General features: G+C 39.4%; 15 protein-coding genes. 12 read left to right on the forward strand and 3 right to left on the reverse strand.

Features of this window, described 5'->3' with window-relative positions; all coding sequences use genetic code 11:
- Positions 1-3: 3 nt before the first annotated feature.
- The 9 genes from ccoN to IQ282_RS07025 all read left to right on the forward strand — a co-directional run bounded on the left by ccoN (position 4) and on the right by IQ282_RS07025 (position 7258).
- Entirely contained in the window at positions 4-2208 is a 2205-nt protein-coding gene (gene ccoN / locus IQ282_RS06985; protein WP_194851135.1) for a cytochrome-c oxidase, cbb3-type subunit I, read from the forward strand.
- Between the two features lie 2 nt (positions 2209-2210).
- On the forward strand, positions 2211-2402 hold the full coding sequence (locus IQ282_RS06990; protein ID WP_194851136.1) for a CcoQ/FixQ family Cbb3-type cytochrome c oxidase assembly chaperone: 192 nt from the start codon (positions 2211-2213) through the stop codon (positions 2400-2402).
- Positions 2399-3373 carry a cbb3-type cytochrome c oxidase N-terminal domain-containing protein gene (locus tag IQ282_RS06995; protein WP_194851137.1) on the forward strand — a complete coding sequence of 325 codons (975 nt, stop codon included), beginning with the start codon at positions 2399-2401 and terminating at the stop codon, positions 3371-3373. Before IQ282_RS06990 ends, IQ282_RS06995 begins: the two co-directional genes overlap by 4 nt.
- Positions 3374-3381: 8 nt before the next feature.
- On the forward strand, positions 3382-3693 hold the full coding sequence (locus tag IQ282_RS07000; protein WP_228547256.1) for a cupin domain-containing protein: 312 nt from the start codon (positions 3382-3384) through the stop codon (positions 3691-3693).
- Between the two features lie 58 nt (positions 3694-3751).
- The gene (gene ccoG / locus IQ282_RS07005; protein WP_194851138.1) at positions 3752-5173 is read left to right on the forward strand and encodes a cytochrome c oxidase accessory protein CcoG; all 1422 of its coding nucleotides are present in this window, start codon (positions 3752-3754) and stop codon (positions 5171-5173) included.
- 456 nt (positions 5174-5629) lie between these two features.
- Positions 5630-6076, forward strand: coding sequence for a FixH family protein (locus IQ282_RS07010; protein ID WP_194851139.1), 447 nt, complete (start codon positions 5630-5632; stop codon positions 6074-6076).
- Between the two features lie 82 nt (positions 6077-6158).
- Positions 6159-6866, forward strand: coding sequence for a sulfite exporter TauE/SafE family protein (locus tag IQ282_RS07015; protein WP_194851140.1), 708 nt, complete (start codon positions 6159-6161; stop codon positions 6864-6866).
- Between the two features lie 27 nt (positions 6867-6893).
- Entirely contained in the window at positions 6894-7076 is a 183-nt protein-coding gene (locus IQ282_RS07020; protein WP_194851141.1) for a hypothetical protein, read from the forward strand.
- Positions 7073-7258 (forward strand): hypothetical protein, encoded by a 186-nt coding sequence (locus tag IQ282_RS07025; protein WP_194851142.1) that lies wholly within the window; start codon positions 7073-7075, stop codon positions 7256-7258. The genes IQ282_RS07020 and IQ282_RS07025 overlap by 4 nt, the downstream gene beginning before the upstream one ends.
- A gap of 305 nt (positions 7259-7563) precedes the next feature.
- On the opposite strand, the gene hemN is transcribed toward IQ282_RS07025, so the two are convergent.
- Positions 7564-8940, reverse strand: a complete 1377-nt coding sequence (hemN, locus tag IQ282_RS07030; protein ID WP_194851143.1) for an oxygen-independent coproporphyrinogen III oxidase — start codon at positions 8938-8940, stop codon at positions 7564-7566.
- An 876-nt stretch (positions 8941-9816) separates the two neighbouring features.
- Here hemN and IQ282_RS07035 point away from each other — a divergent pair.
- The 3 genes from IQ282_RS07035 (at position 9817) to IQ282_RS07045 (ending at position 12671) form a co-directional block, all read left to right on the forward strand.
- A complete protein-coding gene (locus tag IQ282_RS07035) occupies positions 9817-10527 on the forward strand; it encodes a deoxyribodipyrimidine photo-lyase (RefSeq protein ID WP_194851144.1) in 711 nt (236 codons plus the stop codon).
- Between the two features lie 72 nt (positions 10528-10599).
- Positions 10600-11262, forward strand: a complete 663-nt coding sequence (locus IQ282_RS07040; RefSeq protein WP_194851145.1) for an FAD-binding domain-containing protein — start codon at positions 10600-10602, stop codon at positions 11260-11262.
- Complete coding sequence (locus tag IQ282_RS07045; RefSeq protein ID WP_194851146.1) at positions 11259-12671, forward strand: DASH family cryptochrome; 1413 nt, start codon at positions 11259-11261, stop codon at positions 12669-12671. Before IQ282_RS07040 ends, IQ282_RS07045 begins: the two co-directional genes overlap by 4 nt.
- A gap of 654 nt (positions 12672-13325) precedes the next feature.
- On the opposite strand, the gene IQ282_RS07050 is transcribed toward IQ282_RS07045, so the two are convergent.
- Entirely contained in the window at positions 13326-14540 is a 1215-nt protein-coding gene (locus tag IQ282_RS07050; protein WP_194851147.1) for an acetate/propionate family kinase, read from the reverse strand.
- On the reverse strand, positions 14527-16641 hold the full coding sequence (gene pta / locus IQ282_RS07055; protein WP_194851148.1) for a phosphate acetyltransferase: 2115 nt from the start codon (positions 16639-16641) through the stop codon (positions 14527-14529). Before pta ends, IQ282_RS07050 begins: the two co-directional genes overlap by 14 nt.
- Between the last annotated feature and the right edge of the window lie 14 nt (positions 16642-16655).

The following is a 16655-nucleotide window of genomic DNA, read 5'->3' on the forward strand; positions in this document are numbered from 1 at the left end:
CTTATGCAAACAGAACAATTTTACTACGATAATAAGATCGTAAAGAAGTTTGTGAACGCCACCATCTTTTGGGGCCTTATCGGGATGAGCGTAGGCTTACTTCTCGCTTTTATGTTCTTATTTCCAAACATCACAGACGGTATCTCCTGGTTAAGTTTTGGACGTCTGCGACCCTTACACACTAATGCTGTAATTTTTGCATTTGTGGGTAACGCTATTTTCGCAGGAGTTTATTATTCTTCTCAGCGTCTGTTGAAAGCACGTATGTGGAAGGACTGGTTGAGTAACTTGAACTTCTGGGGATGGCAGGCCATAATTGTAGGCGCGGCAATCACTTTACCATTAGGGTACACCACCTCAAAAGAATATGCAGAATTAGAATGGCCTTTTGATATTGCGATAGCGGTTATTTGGGTGGCTTTTGGCGCAAACTTAATAGGTGCGATTTTAAAAAGAAGACAGCGACATTTATACGTTGCGATCTGGTTTTATCTGGCCACATTTGTAACTGTTGCAGTTCTACACATTGTGAATAGTGTCGAGGTTCCTGTTCATTTTTTAAAGAGTTATCCTGTTTATGCAGGAGTTCAAGATGCTCTGGTACAGTGGTGGTATGGACATAATGCCGTAGCATTTTTCTTGACCACACCATTCTTGGGATTGATGTATTATTTCGTTCCTAAAGCGGCAAACCGTCCGGTTTATTCCTACCGGTTGTCTATCGTTCACTTCTGGTCTTTGATTTTTATCTATATCTGGGCAGGTCCACACCATCTGCTTTATACTTCACTTCCAGCCTGGGCACAAAACCTAGGAGTGGCATTCTCTATTATGCTTCTCGCACCTTCTTGGGGAGGTATGATCAATGGATTATTGACTTTGCGAGGAGCCTGGGATAAAGTACGGGTGGATCCAGTGTTGAAATTCTTTGTGGTAGCAATTACAGCTTATGGTATGGCCACTTTTGAAGGCCCGCTACTTTCACTTAAAAACGTGAACGCTATAGCACACTACAGCGACTGGATTATTGCCCACGTTCACGTAGGAGCACTGGGTTGGAATGGGTTTTTGACTTTTGGTATGATCTACTGGCTGGTGCCTCGATTGTTTAAGACAAAACTGTGGTCCGTTAAGCTGGCTAACGCTCACTTCTGGGTAGGGACTTTAGGTCTAATTATGTATGCATTACCTATGTATATCGCAGGATTTGTTCAAGCATCGATGTGGAAGCAATTCAATCCTGATGGAACACTAACCTATGGTAACTTCTTAGAAACCTTAGTAGAGATCATCCCTATGTACTGGATGAGAGCTATAGGTGGAACCTTATTTATCCTGGGATCCTTCCTCATGTTATACAACGTGATCAGAACGGCGAGACAAGGAAGCGCGGTAACAGATGAGTTAGCAGAATCTGCGCCTTTACCAGTTGTTACTAAAAAGAGAACGTCTAAAGAAGGATACCACAGCTGGTTGGAAAGACGTCCTGTAAAACTGACCATTTTTGCTACGATCGCAATTTTGATAGGAGGAGCAGTACAGATTATACCATCCTTGATAGTAGATGATTATGTACCTGTAATTTCTACAGTAAAACCATACACACCATTAGAACTAGAAGGTCGTGACCTTTACATTAGAGAAGGTTGTGTGGGTTGTCACTCACAAATGATCCGTCCCTTCCGTAGTGAGGTGGAGCGTTATGGAGAATACTCTAAATCTGGAGAATATGTGTACGATCATCCTTTCTTATGGGGAAGTAAACGTACCGGACCAGATTTGTTTAGGGTAGGTGGTAAATACAGTGATAACTGGCATCTAAACCACTTTTATGATCCACAGAGTACAAGTTCTGGTTCCATTATGCCTTCCTACAAATGGTTGATCGCAGACGAGCTAGATAAATCTTATACCGAGACTAAAATGAGAGCCATGGTGAGCGTAGGTGTTCCTTATACCGAAGAGGAAATAGCACGTGCTCAAGAATCGATGCTCGCGCAAGGTCAAAAAATTGAGCAGAACCTATATTCAGATCCGGATTTTGAAAAAACCTATGAGGCTGATAAGAAATATGCAGCTGAAAACGGACTTGATTTTATCGAAATGCGCAATCGTGAGGTAGTGGCGTTAATCGCTTACCTACAGCGATTAGGAACAGATATCAAGATCAAAACGCAAGAAGAAATGACTACAAACCAAAACCAATAATCATGTTTAGATTCATAAAGGGTAACCTGGAAAATATTGACGGTATAGCGATTTACCCCATGATCTCGCTCCTCATTTTCTTTTTCTTTTTTATGGGACTTTTCTGGTGGGTGTTCACCGCTAAAAAAGATCACATCACTGAAGTGAGCAATATTCCGTTTGAAGACGATAACACTAACGACGAGATTTTATGAAGACAAATGCAATTCTAAGAATCATAGCTTTTGGACTGTTCGGCTATTTTTTCCTGTACTTTATTGGAACTACCGGTGAGACTTCTGCATATGTGGAGCAGCCTATTTTGTGGGCATTTTTAGCGATTCTTCTCTTAATTTACATTGCTGGAGAGGTGAGTGTAGAAGCCCTGAGCAGGATTTTGTATAAAACCTTGCCTCTTGAAAAGCAGGAGAAATATGATGTAGATATCGCTTCCGCGAAAGCGAACAGATTCCGCTGGATACGGGAAACCTACAAAAAAATGCTAGGTACCAGACCTATTGAAACGGAAGGTGAGATTGTTCTGGATCACAACTATGATGGGATACGCGAGCTGGATAACAACTTGCCGCCATGGTGGGTTTATGGATTTTATGCTTCTATCATTTTTGCTATAGTCTATATGGCGCGCTACCACATTTTTGATGGTGTGGATCAGAATGAAGAGTATCAAATGGCCGTCGCACAAGCCGAAATTGATATTGAAGAATACAAAAAGACCGCGAAAGACCTTATTGATTTCAATACGGTAGAAATGCTGGCAGATGTATCTGACATTAAAGCTGGAGAATCTCTATTTACCGGTAATTGCGTGGCCTGTCATAAAGTAGGTGGCGGTGGTGGTATAGGCCCAAATCTTACGGACGACCACTGGATTCTGGGCGGCGGTATTAAAAATGTTTTCAAAACGATTTCTGAAGGTGGTCGCGCTGGTAAAGGAATGGTAGCCTGGAAATCTGACATGAAACCATCAGAAATGGCGCAGGTAGCAAGTTATGTACTGTCCTTGCATGGTAGTAATCCCGCTGATGCAAAAGAAGCAGAAGGAGAAATCTGGCTAGACCCTAATGCCCCTGTGGAAGAGATTCAAGTCAAAGTTATCGACAGCTCAAAGATTGAAGTAATGATCGAGGATCAACCCGTTACTGGAAATGTGATAGATAAATAATAATGCTTATGGAACTGAAAGAAATGAGTGACCGTATAAAATCCAGTGCTTTACCTGTTACTACTAAGATCTATGAAAAAAACGGCATTAATATCACCGCGATTGGTCTAGCTCGTGGTGTGGAATTGATTGAACATGTGGTTCCCTGTAAGGTAAAATTGCTGGTTGTGAAAGGAGAAATTGATTTCAATATGGATGGTCAAAGTTCCCGATTAGGATGCTTTGAGAGTTTTGAAATCCCGATCAATATCAAGCATAGCGTGGTAGGATGGGACGAGGCGATTTTCCTATTGATTAAGGATACAACGGTACGAAGTTGAGGTGACAAGTTTTAAATACTAGCTTTTAAAGTGTGAAATAATATCTGATTGAAACAAAATGGCAGAACAAGGACAGGATAATTTTAGGGATACCATCGGTACACTTGATGAAGATGGTGGACGCGCTTGGGTTTTTCCTAAAAAACCTGTAGGCAAGTGGTACGAGTATCGCAAGTATGTGAGTTATGTATTGCTGGCAGCACTATTTGCTGCGCCTTTTATAAAAGTAGGCGGCCAACAGTTTTTGTTGTTTAATGTTTTAGAACGCCGTTTCAATATTTTTGGGTTTCCTTTTTGGCCGCAGGATGTTTACATTTTTGTGATGATGATGCTAGTAGGAGTGGTATTTGTGATTCTGTTTACGGTAGCTTTTGGTAGGTTATTCTGTGGCTGGGTTTGTCCACAGACTATTTTTATGGAAATGGTATTCCGTAGGATTGAGTACTGGATCGATGGCGATCGAGGAAAACAGATGCGGCTTGCAAAAATGCCATGGAATAAAGAAAAGATCCTTAAGCGGTCCTTAAAATGGTTCGTGTTTTTTGTAATCTCATTTTTGATTGCAAATGTGTTTCTAGCTTATTTAATAGGAAGTGATCGACTGATTAGATACATAACGGAAGGTCCTATGCAACACTGGAGCACATTGATATCCTTAACGATTTTTACCGGTGTTTTCTATTTTGTATTTGCCTGGTTTAGAGAACAGGTCTGTATTATCGTTTGTCCTTATGGAAGATTGCAAGGGGTTTTATTAGACAAAAAATCTGTAGTGGTCGCTTACGATTACAATCGTGGAGAAAAAGAAGAAGGCAGAGCAAAATTCAAGAAAAATGAGGATCGTGAGGCCAGCGGTAAAGGTGATTGTATTGATTGCTTTCAGTGTGTTCAGGTTTGCCCCACAGGAATAGACATACGGAATGGAACCCAATTAGAATGCATCAATTGTACAGCATGTATCGACGCTTGTAACAGCATTATGGACGCGGTGGATCTTCCTCAAGGATTGATACGATATGCCAGCGAAGACAATATAGAGAAGAAAACCAAATTTGAATTTACGCCGCGACTGAAAGGATATAGTGTCATACTCGGTATTTTGATCACCGTTTTAGTAGGAATGCTTTTTTTAAGAAATGATGTGGAAGCAGATGTACTGCGGCTGCCGGGACAGTTGTTTGAACGTAAAGGCGAAAACAATATCAGCAACGTATATACTTATAAGTTGCTCAACAAGACAAATTCAGATATTGAAAATGTCAGATTTCAACTAATGTCACATAATGGAACAATTAAAATAGTAGGTCACGATACGTTCACCGTTCCTGCTGGAGGTTTATCTGAAGGAACACTATTTATAGAATTAAATGCAAGTGCTTTAAATGGAGACAAGGACCGGATGGTGATAGGAGTTTTTAGTGGTGAAGAACAAATTGAAACTACTAGAACGGCATTTTTAGGACCTAGGTCTTTTAATTAGTAAGATGGGAGGTAGGTTAATATCTAAAATGGAGATTGTAATTTTATTCTAAATCAAATTTAGCATTAATCAAAACCGTGCTCACTTCGACAAGTTCAGCGCAGGTCGACGGCTTGAAAAGATGGCTTATTAGTTAATGTAATGAAGAGAAATTAAGAGTGACTTGTGAGTTCGACTGCAGCTGATCAATTGTGTAAAATAGAGGTAATGATGCGTGAGGGATAGCAGTCAAAATCCTTTTCTAAAGGGCGGAGGCAATTAGAAAAAGATTGAAACGAATAGCCCGACCGAGCTTTTTAGCGAGGACACGCCCGGATACAAGTAAAAGTGAAAAAACAAAAATAAAAATAGGGAAGTGAATCTAAGACACATATTTCAATCTAGCAGAGTTGCTCAGATTTCAGAAAAGAAATTTCAGAAAGAAGTATAAAGAACATAAGTTTAAAATAAGTAGATATGAAAATCAATTGGGGAACGGGACTGGTTATAGGGATGGGACTTTTCATAAGCTTCATTCTTTTTTTAGTCTTCAAAATGAGTACAAATCATGATTTAGAACATGATTTAGTAACCGATAATTATTATCAAAAAGAACAAGAATTGCAGGATGACATTTTTGCACAACAAAACTCCGCAGACATGGAAAAACAAATCACAGGACTAAAAACCGACATGGGTTACCTGCTCCAATTTCCAGAGGGGTTTGATCCAGAAAAAATTACAGGAAACGTGTTCCTTTATAGACCTTCTAACAAGCAACTGGATTTTGAATTGCCACTGCAGCTCACTGATCCTAATTTGCTCATACCTGACAATCGCTTGCTGGAAGGTCGCTGGAACATAACTATAGACTGGGAATATGAAGGGAAAAGTTTCAGGTTCAAAAAACAGATCATTTATTAAGAACTAAAGAATTCGATGTGAAATTCTTTAAATAATTGGTGCTTTTAAGGTTCCAATAATTCAAACGTTTAACTCAAAATAAATGCTACTTACTGCTCTTGTATTCGGTTTACTGGGAAGTTTCCACTGTGTGGGAATGTGCGGGCCTATCGCATTTTTACTTCCTGTGGATCGCAACAATCCAGTGAAACGGGTGTTACAGGTGGCTAGTTATCATGCCGGTAGGTTGTTTACTTATGGAACGATAGGATTGCTTTTTGGTTTTTTGGGAAGACGTCTGGACCTTTTTGGGTTTCAACAGCAAATTTCTATAGTGATAGGATTTCTTATGATTTTGGTAATTCTATTACCAACTAAATTATTCAGCCGTTACAATGGATCCAGATTCATGTATAAATGGGTAGGAAAGGTAAAAAGTGCTTTGGGAGCAGAGTTGAAAAAGAAAACAATGGATAGCTTTTTTACAATCGGTTTTCTGAATGGGTTTTTACCATGCGGCCTGGTGTATATGGCAGTATTCGGCAGCGTTGCCGCTGGCGGAGTTTTGCAAGGTGGATTGTACATGTTGTTTTTTGGACTGGGAACAGTTCCTTTGATGACTACGGCTACCTATCTGGGAAACTTCCTCAATGCTACTTTGAAACAGCGCGTGATGAAAGTGATTCCAGTATTTGTAGTTATTGTAGGTGTGCTGTTTATACTGCGTGGTCTGGGACTGGGAATTCCATATGTCTCTCCATCAGAAAAAGTCGCGGTAGAACAACAAACGGCTTCTGAAATTTGTCATTAAAATAATTAATCTTTAAATAAACTTGATATGAAAGCTATTTCTTTACCTCTAGTAAATTGGGGAATGGGAACTATCCTGATAGGCGTGTTCGCTTTAGTGTGTATAGGTCTTGTACTAGTCATTTATAATATGTCACGCAGCACAGAGGTTGCTCCTAGCGATGAAGTAAATGAACAAGATGATGTTGACACTGAAAATCCCATGTTATGAATTTTTTATATCTAATGCTTCAAGAGCGCTGGACGGGAGGATGGTTGGAATACAGTATTTACGGAATTGTTGTTCTGGGAATTGCTATCTTTTTACTATCTAAATTGACTAAGGCTAAGGATCGCAAACGTAGAAATGAGCGCTTGCGTGAGGATGATATTGAGGATAGAAAGAAGAATTAGAAAGTGGGAGAAGTTTCATTCTTTCCCTCAATAGGATAAGACTCGTCATATGCTAGAAAATAGAGATTTGCATATTTCCTAAGGGTTTTATATTAGAAAATTTAGATCGTACTCCTATTTGTGTACCGATTATAAATTCTTTGAATTATGTTTTTTGTGACCCAGGGAAGAATAGCGCATTGTAATAATAAATTGTCTTATTGTGGTGATGGTCGCCTTATTAATTGATAATTTGAATCTACTAAAATGAAAACCCTACGCTGATTTATCAGCGTAGGGTTTTCATTTTGTTACAAGATCTCTAGTTAAACCGTCATGGAAAACAATCGTGTTTCCGGCTTTTTACGCTGGAGTCTTAAATCAAAAGGTAGACACACATTACGTACATAAGGTTTTCCAGCTTCGGTAATTTTCAATCGTTGATCACCTATTTTAATTAATCCGTCAGATTCCATTTCTGAAAGTTGGTTCAGAATTTCTGCAATTTGCGGAATTTGTAAATCTTCTGATTCCCACGATGTTTCGAAATGGCACATTAAATTTAAAATATGACGGCGAATGATTAAGTCTTCAGCGTTAAGTAAATGGCCGTGTTGAATAGGCAAATGATCGTTTCTAAGCAGCTCATAATATTCCTTCAATGTCTTTACATTTTGCGCAAAGCCATACCAACTATCTCCTATTGCAGATACTCCTAATCCTATCATAATCTCAGTTTTTGAAGCAGTATACCCCATAAAGTTACGATGAAGTGTTTGCCTCTCTAAAGCTTTTGAAAGGTCATCAGTTGGTAAGGCAAAATGATCCATTCCTATCTCGAGATAACCTGCGTTTAATAATAGCTGCTTTCCTTTCTCATATTGCCGTCGCTTTTGATCAGCCGAGGGTAAATCGGCATCATTATAGCCTCGTTGACCATTGCCTTTAATCCATGGCACGTGAGCATAGCTGTAATAAGCGATGCGATCTGGTATCAATTTTATAGTTTGGTTTATGGTATGCTCGACATGCTCCATAGTTTGAAAAGGAAGTCCAAAAATAATATCATGTCCCACAGACGTATAACCGGTTTCTCGAGCCTGGACCGTAGCCTGCTCTACATTTTCAAACGGCTGGACACGGTTGATTGCTATCTGTACCGTTTCATTATAATCTTGAACGCCGTAACAAACCCTTGTAAAACCATTACGGTTTAAGGTTATTAGATGCTCTCGGGTTGTATTATTAGGGTGTCCTTCAAAGCTAAATTCTGCATTTTGTGCTTTATCTGCTACTTTGAAAATCCCCATCAAAAGCCCTTCTAGATTCTCCGCTGAAAAGAAGGTGGGAGTCCCACCACCTAGATGTAGTTGCTGGATTATTAGTGGATTCCCCAGCGCTTTTCTATACATAGCTAGCTCCTTTAAAAGGGCTTTAATGTAGGGGATTTCTACTGTGTGATTTTTAGTGATTCGTTTTGTACAACCGCAAAAAGTGCACATACTTTCACAAAATGGTAGGTGAATGTAGAGGCTGATACTGGTGGGTTTTCCGCTTTTGCGAAAGCAAAATCCTTTCAACAAACTATCCTTCCATCCATCAACGGTAAAATCTTCCTTTTCCCAATAAGGCACCGTTGGATAGCTGGTATAACGCGGTCCGGGAACGTTATATTTTGAAATTAAATATGATTCATTTTTCATGTAAAGAAACTATAGTGATGATACTGGCATTTTTAATTGAAAGCAAAATTAAAGGCAGCGAGTACTATATTCTATGACTTAAGTCAGCTGTCAAATGGGAATCTAAAATTGTGTATTTTATTTACGGATCATTCTGAAATTAATATACAACACCCACGAGATACTGTTTAAAATGAAAATTTGAATAGCATGAGCACAGTTACTTTTTACTAATTAATACTGGCTTTAAGACGCTAGTTTGAATCTGTTATTCAGGGAAATGAATATGGTTGTAATGTCTTAATTTATAAACCGTACTGGAGAATTAATGGAATAGTGTAAGACCATTTAGTTTCACAGTTTAATAGTATCCTGTCGATAGAACTCGATTGATAGTAATAACCACACACACAGATATTGATCCTAATTTATATTTTAATTGGTTACATACAGTCGTCCTGACAACAATTAAGTTTAATCAAGTCTATTGTTAGAACTTTTAGTTAACGGGCAATACAACTGAAGTTTTAAAAAACAGTGATTGAAACTTTAGAATCGACATTTTTTATCAAAAAAGGAATAATTAAAAGCAATAAAAGTTAAATATGTATACATAAAAAGCTAGACCGATGTTAAAAAGATTTGATATACCTGATTATGTATTAAATTGTTATTATAAAATTCAAATCATGAAAAAGTTTTTTAGAATATTCACAGTCCTTCAATTTGTATGGCAAGCTTACCGCTGGTATAAGGATAAGAAAAAAGAAAAACAATTAAAGTTAGCAGCGAGAAGCTCTAGTTCAAACTAAGGAGAACAATTGAGATTTACCATTTTAGACCTATAAAACTCTTTTATCAGGCGCATCCCTTCCTTTATTATTCACCATTTATATTATGAATGTTTATTGGTTCAAACGTGATTTCAGATTAACAGATCTAGAAGGATTAAGCTCTTTTTCAAATAATGATGAGGATCTTTTGCTTGTTTATATTTATGAGCCGTGGATCTGGGAAGACTCTCATTACTCGCGCCGACATCTAGATTTCATAAAAGAGTCGTTGACTGATATGAATTCTCAACTAGAACCTTATAACACACAGATTTTAGCAGTCAGTTGCAACGCATTGGACTTTTTTGAAAGGCTTAACGATATCGAGCAGATCACTGCTGTACATAGCAGTGTTGAAACTGGTTTAGACATCACTTACAAACGAGACAAAAAGGTAAAAAACTTTTTTACAGATCATAAAATAGTCTGGAAGGAGTTCCAAACTAATGGTGTTTTTAGAGGTATTAAAAATCGGGATACATGGAGCAAGGACTGGTTCAATTATATGAATCAGGAAGTTTGTTATGTAGATCTTAAAAAGTTCGCTTTCGCGAAAGCGGATAGATTTTTTAAAAAATTCACACCGCTGGATTTGAGAACTAAACATGGAAAGTTTCAATTAGGTGGTTCCACTCAAGGGCAAAAATGGATGGATAGTTTCTTTGAAATCCGCTTGAAGGATTACAGTAAGCTCATTTCTAAACCCTTGCTGTCTAGATATGGTTGCAGCCGACTGTCTCCCTATATTTCATGGGGAAATATATCAATACGCTAGCTTTACCAACGAGCTAAAGCAGAAAAAGAACATAGTAATTATAAAAAATCGCTTAACGCTTTCAATAACAGATTGCGCTGGCAAAGCCATTTTATTCAGAAATTTGAGCAGGAACCACGTATGGAGTTTGAAGCGATTAATAAAGGGTATCTGAAATTAGACCAGCCTTTTAACCAAGAGTTTGTAATTGCATGGAAAAACGGAGCTACTGGTTATCCACTGGTTGATGCATCTATGCGAGCAGTGCGGGTAACCGGATACATTAATTTTAGAATGCGCAGTTTAGTGACCTCCTTTTTATGTCATCATTTATTTCAACATTTTACTACCGGCAGTGATTATCTCGCTGCGCAATTTTTAGACTGGGAACCCGGGATTCACTATGGACAGTTTCAAATGCAAGCTGGACTCACGGGAACAAATACATTACGCATCTATAATCCTACAAAGGGAGCACACGATCACGATGCAGATGCTTTGTTCATTAAACATTATGTAAGGGAACTATCCCATTTATCGCCTCGATATGCTATTGAACCTTGGCTGTTAGACGAAGAGTTGCATGAATTTCAGGATTTTAATTATGGTGTCGATTATCCACGACGGATTGTAGATATCAGTGAGACTAGAGAAATAGCACTAGAGAAAATTTATGGACTTAGAAAAGATCCATTAACACAAAAAGAAAAAGTAAGAATACTGGCTGCACATTCTATGAAGCGTAGAGATCAATGAGTGAAACAATCCTATACTGGTTTAAAAATGACCAACGTTTGACTGACAATGAAGCACTTTTCCAAGCAATCGGACAAGGAAAACAAATTATACCACTATACATTATTGATCCTCGCAGTTACAATACGCAGGTTTATGGCGAGCGTAAAACAGGCATTATTAGATTTAAATTTCTTCATCAGTCTTTAAATGATCTTCAGGATAGTTTAAAAACGTTAGGGGCAGATTTAGATATTAGAGTGGGATATCCTGAAGATGTATTACCTAAAATTGTTAACGATTATAAAGTTTCCAGAATTTATTGTGAGCAAGAGTATGCCGATGAAGAGTTGCAACTCAAGACCTCCATAAAGTCAAAATTACCTGGAACTTGTGAATTAGTTTCTTACTGGGGTAAAACTTTGTATCACATAGATGATATCCCCTATGCTATAAACGAGATTCCAAAGACTTCCAAGGCCTATAGAATTAACACTTCTAAAAAAGCGGAAGTGAGAGAAACATTTTCAAAAATAGGTGCTTTTGATACTCCTAAAAATTACAAGTTCACACCGTTTCCAGATCCTGTTGAGGTCGGTTTTACTAAAGAAGAAATTGAAAGTGCTGGAGATCCATTTGTAGATGGTGGAGAAACAAAAGCGTTAGAAAGATTAAGATATTACACATTTGATTCACAGTTGTTGACTTCCTATAAATGGTCACGTAACAAATCATTAGGCCTAGACTACAGCAGTAAATTATCTCCCTATCTCGCGTTGGGAAACATATCACCTCGCACTATTTATGAAATGGTCAAATTATATGAATCAGGGATCAAGAAAAATATAAGTACGTGGTGGCTGGTTTTTGAAGTTGTGTGGCGCGATTATTTTACATTTAAAGGGATGCATTACGGGAGTCTAATTTTTCGAACTGAAGGTTTCAAAAATAAAAAGTTAGCGTTTGATAATAATGAAAAACTGTTTAGCGCTTGGAAAGAAGGGAAAACAGGAATTCCGTTTATTGATGCCAGCATGAGACAGTTGAACACTACCGGTTATATGAGCAATCGTGGTCGTGTCAATTGTGCCAGTTTCCTAGTTCACGATCTGAAAATTGATTGGACATGGGGAGCTTCTTATTTTGAATCAAAACTTATTGATTACGACGTCTCCGCAAACTGGCTTAACTGGCATATGCAAGCTTATGAAATCTGGTACACAAATCCTGTCAATCAAGCGTTGAAATACAAAACGGGAGAATACATTAAAACCTATATTTTAGAATTACAAAATCTGGATGAAAATCAAGTTTTGGCACCATGGTTATTTGAGGAATTGAATCATTCTTATCCTAAACCAGTAGTTCTATTTCAGAAATGGACAAGGGCCATAAATCTTATTAAAAAAGCAAATGGAATTGAGGATTAACTAAAGGGTACTCGATTTATCACCTGATTTTATTGACCTCTCATATCTAAATTGATCTTCATAGATTGAAAATAGGTGCTGTCATTCAGATAAACTTACATCTGCTATAATGCAGTCTATATTTTTAATTAAGCGCCCACCGGTATAGCGCAAACAGTTACATCTCGACTGTCGCTCGATATGGAAATAGAATCTAGAGCTAGTATTTGTTTCTTCAATTTTTGAATCTAAATGATTTCTGTTTCGAACAAGAATTAAGAAACGGAATACATAATATTGAAGGATTGCAACACACCACATCTCGACTGTCGCTTGATATGAAAATAAGATTTACAGATAGTATTTGTTTCTCCAATTTTTGAATCTAAATGATTTCTGTTTCGAACAAGAATTAAGAAACGGAATACATAATATTGAAGGATTGCAACACACCACATCTCGACTGTCGCTCGATATGGAAACAGGATCTACAGCTAGTATTTGTTTCTCCAATTTTCGAATCTAAACGACTCTTGTTTTGAGCGAGAAACAAGAAAGGGATTTGGTTCCGCATCAGGATTGCGGCGTAAAACTCTAAAACTTAAATCTAAATTTCAAATTGAGATATTAATCTACAAACTTAAAGCTCAAAGCTCAAAGCTCACGACTCAACACTCACACAACTTCATTTACAATTTGAAAAACCTGCCTCGCAATCTCTAGTTCTTCGTTGGTTGGAATAACCAATATTTTCACTTTAGAATTAGCCGTATTAATCTCCTGCAAAACAGCTGATCGCTCTTCGTTTTTTAAATCGTCCAGTATCATTCCCAGATAATCCATATCGGTGCACACCATTTTACGAAGCACAGCCGAGTTTTCTCCTATTCCTGCCGTGAAAACGATCGCATCCACGCCATTCATCGCCGCAACGTAGGAACCTATGTATTTTTTAATTCGGTAAGCGTTCATTTCCAGGGCTAAAATGCAGTCTTGATTTCCTGCTTCTGCTTCTCGCTGGATATCTCTTAAATCGGCATGACCGGTGAGGCCTAGCATGCCACTTTTTTTGGTAAGCAAGTGTTCCACTTCTTCGAGTTGGTAACCCAATTTATTGACCAAATGAAAAATGATGGAAGGGTCAATGTCACCGCTTCGCGTTCCCATGATCAATCCGTTAAGAGGTGCAAAACCTAGACTGGTATCGACGCTTTTACCATTCAGAACGGCAGTCATGCTACAGCCATTTCCCAAGTGGATGGTAATGATTTTGGACTGCTTCAATTCTAAATATTCAATCGCCCGCTCCGAAACGTATTTGTGGCTCGTCCCGTGAAATCCGTAGACCTGGATATTATCATCGGTATAGAATTTATTAGTAATGGCATATTTCTTTGCCATCACCGGAATAGTTTGATGGAAAGCCGTATCAAAAACGGCGATCTGTTGGGCCCTAGGAAAAAGCTCTTCCGCCAGAATAATTCCCTCCAGATTGTGCGGATTATGAAGCGGTGCGAGCGAACATAACTCTGCGATTTTAGACTTTACCGCTTCTGTTATTTGAGTGGTATCGCTGAATAGTTTACCGCCGTGAACCACGCGATGTCCTATGGCCGCAATCTCGTCCACGTTTTTAATGACCCCTTTTTCAGGATCGAGCAAAAGCCCAACAATTCGTTCCAACCCTATTTTGTGGGTCAGAATGGGTTCCACTTCTTTGAGTTTGACAGCATCAGTTTCGTAACCTAAAATCGCATCCTCTTGACCTATACGTTCAACGATGCCGTTGCAGGTGACCGTGGCCGCTGGCATTTGTAGGAGCTGGAACTTGATGGAAGAACTTCCCGCGTTGATCACTAATATATTCTTGGAATTTTTAGAAAGAGTCATCCTGTGCTTGTATGGCCGTCACAATAACGGTGTTAAAAATATCATCAACGGTACAACCCCTGCTCAGGTCGTTGACCGGTTTGTTCAATCCCTGGATAATTGGGCCTATGGCGAGCGCTTTGGTCTCCCGCTGCACGGCTTTGTAGGTATTATTACCGGTATTCAAATCTGGGAAAATGAACACATTTGCTTGGCCTGCGACTTCAGAATCGGGCATTTTTGCCTTGCCCACGCTCATGTCAACCGCTGCATCGTACTGGATGGGGCCTTCCACCTTCAAATCGGGTCGTTTTTGCTTCACGATTGCGGTGGCTTCCCGCACGCGCTCCACATCTTCGCCTACTCCAGAGCTGCCTGAAGAGTAGGAGAGCATCGCGATTTTAGGGTCAATCCCAAATGCTTTGCTGGTCGCCGCAGACGATATGGCGATCTCTGCAAGCTGCACTGCTGTTGGGTTGGGGTTGATCGCACAGTCACCATAAACGGACACGCGATCTTCCAGACACATAAAGAATACAGAGGATACGATCGATGCATCAGGCCTGGTTTTGATAAATTGCAATGCTGGCAAAATGGTGTGCTGCGTGGTGTGCACGGCGCCAGAGACCATCCCGTCTGCCTTGCCCTGATAGACCATCATCGATCCATAATAGGACACGTCTTCCATTAAATCCCGTGCCATGGCGAGATTTACATTCTTGTGCTTTCTTAACTCGTATAACGCTTTCGCGAAAGCGGAAAAGTCTTCACTCTCAGCGGGATAAACGACATTTACTTTATTCAGGTCAAGCCCTAAATCTAGCGCTGCAATCTTCTCTGCGATCTCTTTTCTATCGCCCAAAAGTGTGATTTGCACAGCATCGATATCTGTCAATTGCTTGGTCGCTCTTAATATGCGCTCGTCCATTCCCTCAGGCAAAACGATGTGTTTCTTGTGTGCGGTGGCTCTTTTCAACAAATTATACTGAAACATCCTGGGTGTAATGCTATCGGTTTTGAAGGTGATCAAACGCTCCACCAGCGCATCGACATTTATATATTGTTCAAAATCCTTTACAGAAGTTTCAATTTTTTGAGTGTTTGCCGCATAGATCTGGGATTTGATATCGCCTATGGTATTTGTGACCTTAAAAGTGCCCTCTTGTACAGAAATAATGGGAACCACATCAGTCAGTCCCTCAATCAGTTTGTTGATGGAATCTTCTGGAACCAGCCCGCCAGTCAACACAATACCCGATATGGACGGATAGTTTGCCGAGCTGTGCGCTTGTAATGCACCCAGAATTATATCGGCTCGATCGCCGGGCGTTATCACCAGGCCGTTCTCCTTCAAATGGGTTAAATAATTGCGCAACTGCATCGCACCAACGCTGAAATATCCGGCCTGATTGTTTAAATAAGCTTCGCCAAATAGCACTGTTCCATCCAGTGCCTCCACGATTTCCTTTATCGACGGATTTGCCAAAATAGGGTTGAGGGGTATAGCATTAACGATCACATCGCTAGGCAGAATCTTCTGCAATGCGCTAATAATCGGTTCCCGATTTTCTGTTTGAACCTTATTAGCAATAACCGACAAAACCTCTACGCCCTTATCCCGAAAAGAGTCAAATGCAATCTGTAGGCTCCCCACTAAATCTTCAAAAGATTTCCCCACACCACTTGCTAGAATTATCGCCGGGACACCTAGGTTTTTAGCAATCATCAGATTGACATCAAATTCAATGAGCGATCCTTCCCCAGAAAAACTGGTGCCTTCAATCAGCACATAATCAAAGCGTTCTTCCATCGCCTTATATTTCTCAATAATCCGGCTTATGATCTGATCCTCCCGATTCAAATTCTTCAATCGGATCACCTCGCCACGCTGGAAGGCATAGGCATCCTCAAACTTGAGGTCCAGATTAAAGTGGGAAGTAATGGTGTTGATATGGTTATCGATTTCCCCTTTCTTAAAGTCATCAATAATGGGCCTGAAATAACCCACTTTGGCCGTTTTGCCCAACAGCAATTTCATAAGCCCCAGCGAAATAATAGACTTCCCGCTATGGGGTTCAATGGTGGTAATGTAGATCGCCTTGTTAGTTTGCAGTTGCGCCATAAGAAGTGGTGGTT

Source organism: Nonlabens antarcticus, from assembly GCF_015356755.1.
Classification (GTDB): domain Bacteria; phylum Bacteroidota; class Bacteroidia; order Flavobacteriales; family Flavobacteriaceae; genus Nonlabens; species Nonlabens antarcticus.

Excerpts from the sequence above, each read along its gene's own strand:
- ccoN (WP_194851135.1), top strand. The coding sequence starts at position 4 with ATGCAAACAGAACAATTTTACTACGATAATAAGATCGTAAAGAAGTTT.
- pta (WP_194851148.1), bottom strand. The coding sequence starts at position 16,641 with ATGGCGCAACTGCAAACTAACAAGGCGATCTACATTACCACCATTGAA.
- IQ282_RS07025 (WP_194851142.1), top strand. The coding sequence starts at position 7,073 with ATGAATTTTTTATATCTAATGCTTCAAGAGCGCTGGACGGGAGGATGG.
- IQ282_RS07000 (WP_228547256.1), top strand. The coding sequence starts at position 3,382 with ATGGAACTGAAAGAAATGAGTGACCGTATAAAATCCAGTGCTTTACCT.
- IQ282_RS07045 (WP_194851146.1), top strand. The coding sequence starts at position 11,259 with ATGAGTGAAACAATCCTATACTGGTTTAAAAATGACCAACGTTTGACT.
- ccoG (WP_194851138.1), top strand. The coding sequence starts at position 3,752 with ATGGCAGAACAAGGACAGGATAATTTTAGGGATACCATCGGTACACTT.
- IQ282_RS07035 (WP_194851144.1), top strand. The coding sequence starts at position 9,817 with ATGAATGTTTATTGGTTCAAACGTGATTTCAGATTAACAGATCTAGAA.
- IQ282_RS07050 (WP_194851147.1), bottom strand. The coding sequence starts at position 14,540 with ATGACTCTTTCTAAAAATTCCAAGAATATATTAGTGATCAACGCGGGA.
- IQ282_RS06995 (WP_194851137.1), top strand. The coding sequence starts at position 2,399 with ATGAAGACAAATGCAATTCTAAGAATCATAGCTTTTGGACTGTTCGGC.
- hemN (WP_194851143.1), bottom strand. The coding sequence starts at position 8,940 with ATGAAAAATGAATCATATTTAATTTCAAAATATAACGTTCCCGGACCG.
- IQ282_RS07020 (WP_194851141.1), top strand. The coding sequence starts at position 6,894 with ATGAAAGCTATTTCTTTACCTCTAGTAAATTGGGGAATGGGAACTATC.
- IQ282_RS07015 (WP_194851140.1), top strand. The coding sequence starts at position 6,159 with ATGCTACTTACTGCTCTTGTATTCGGTTTACTGGGAAGTTTCCACTGT.
- IQ282_RS07010 (WP_194851139.1), top strand. The coding sequence starts at position 5,630 with ATGAAAATCAATTGGGGAACGGGACTGGTTATAGGGATGGGACTTTTC.
- IQ282_RS06990 (WP_194851136.1), top strand. The coding sequence starts at position 2,211 with ATGTTTAGATTCATAAAGGGTAACCTGGAAAATATTGACGGTATAGCG.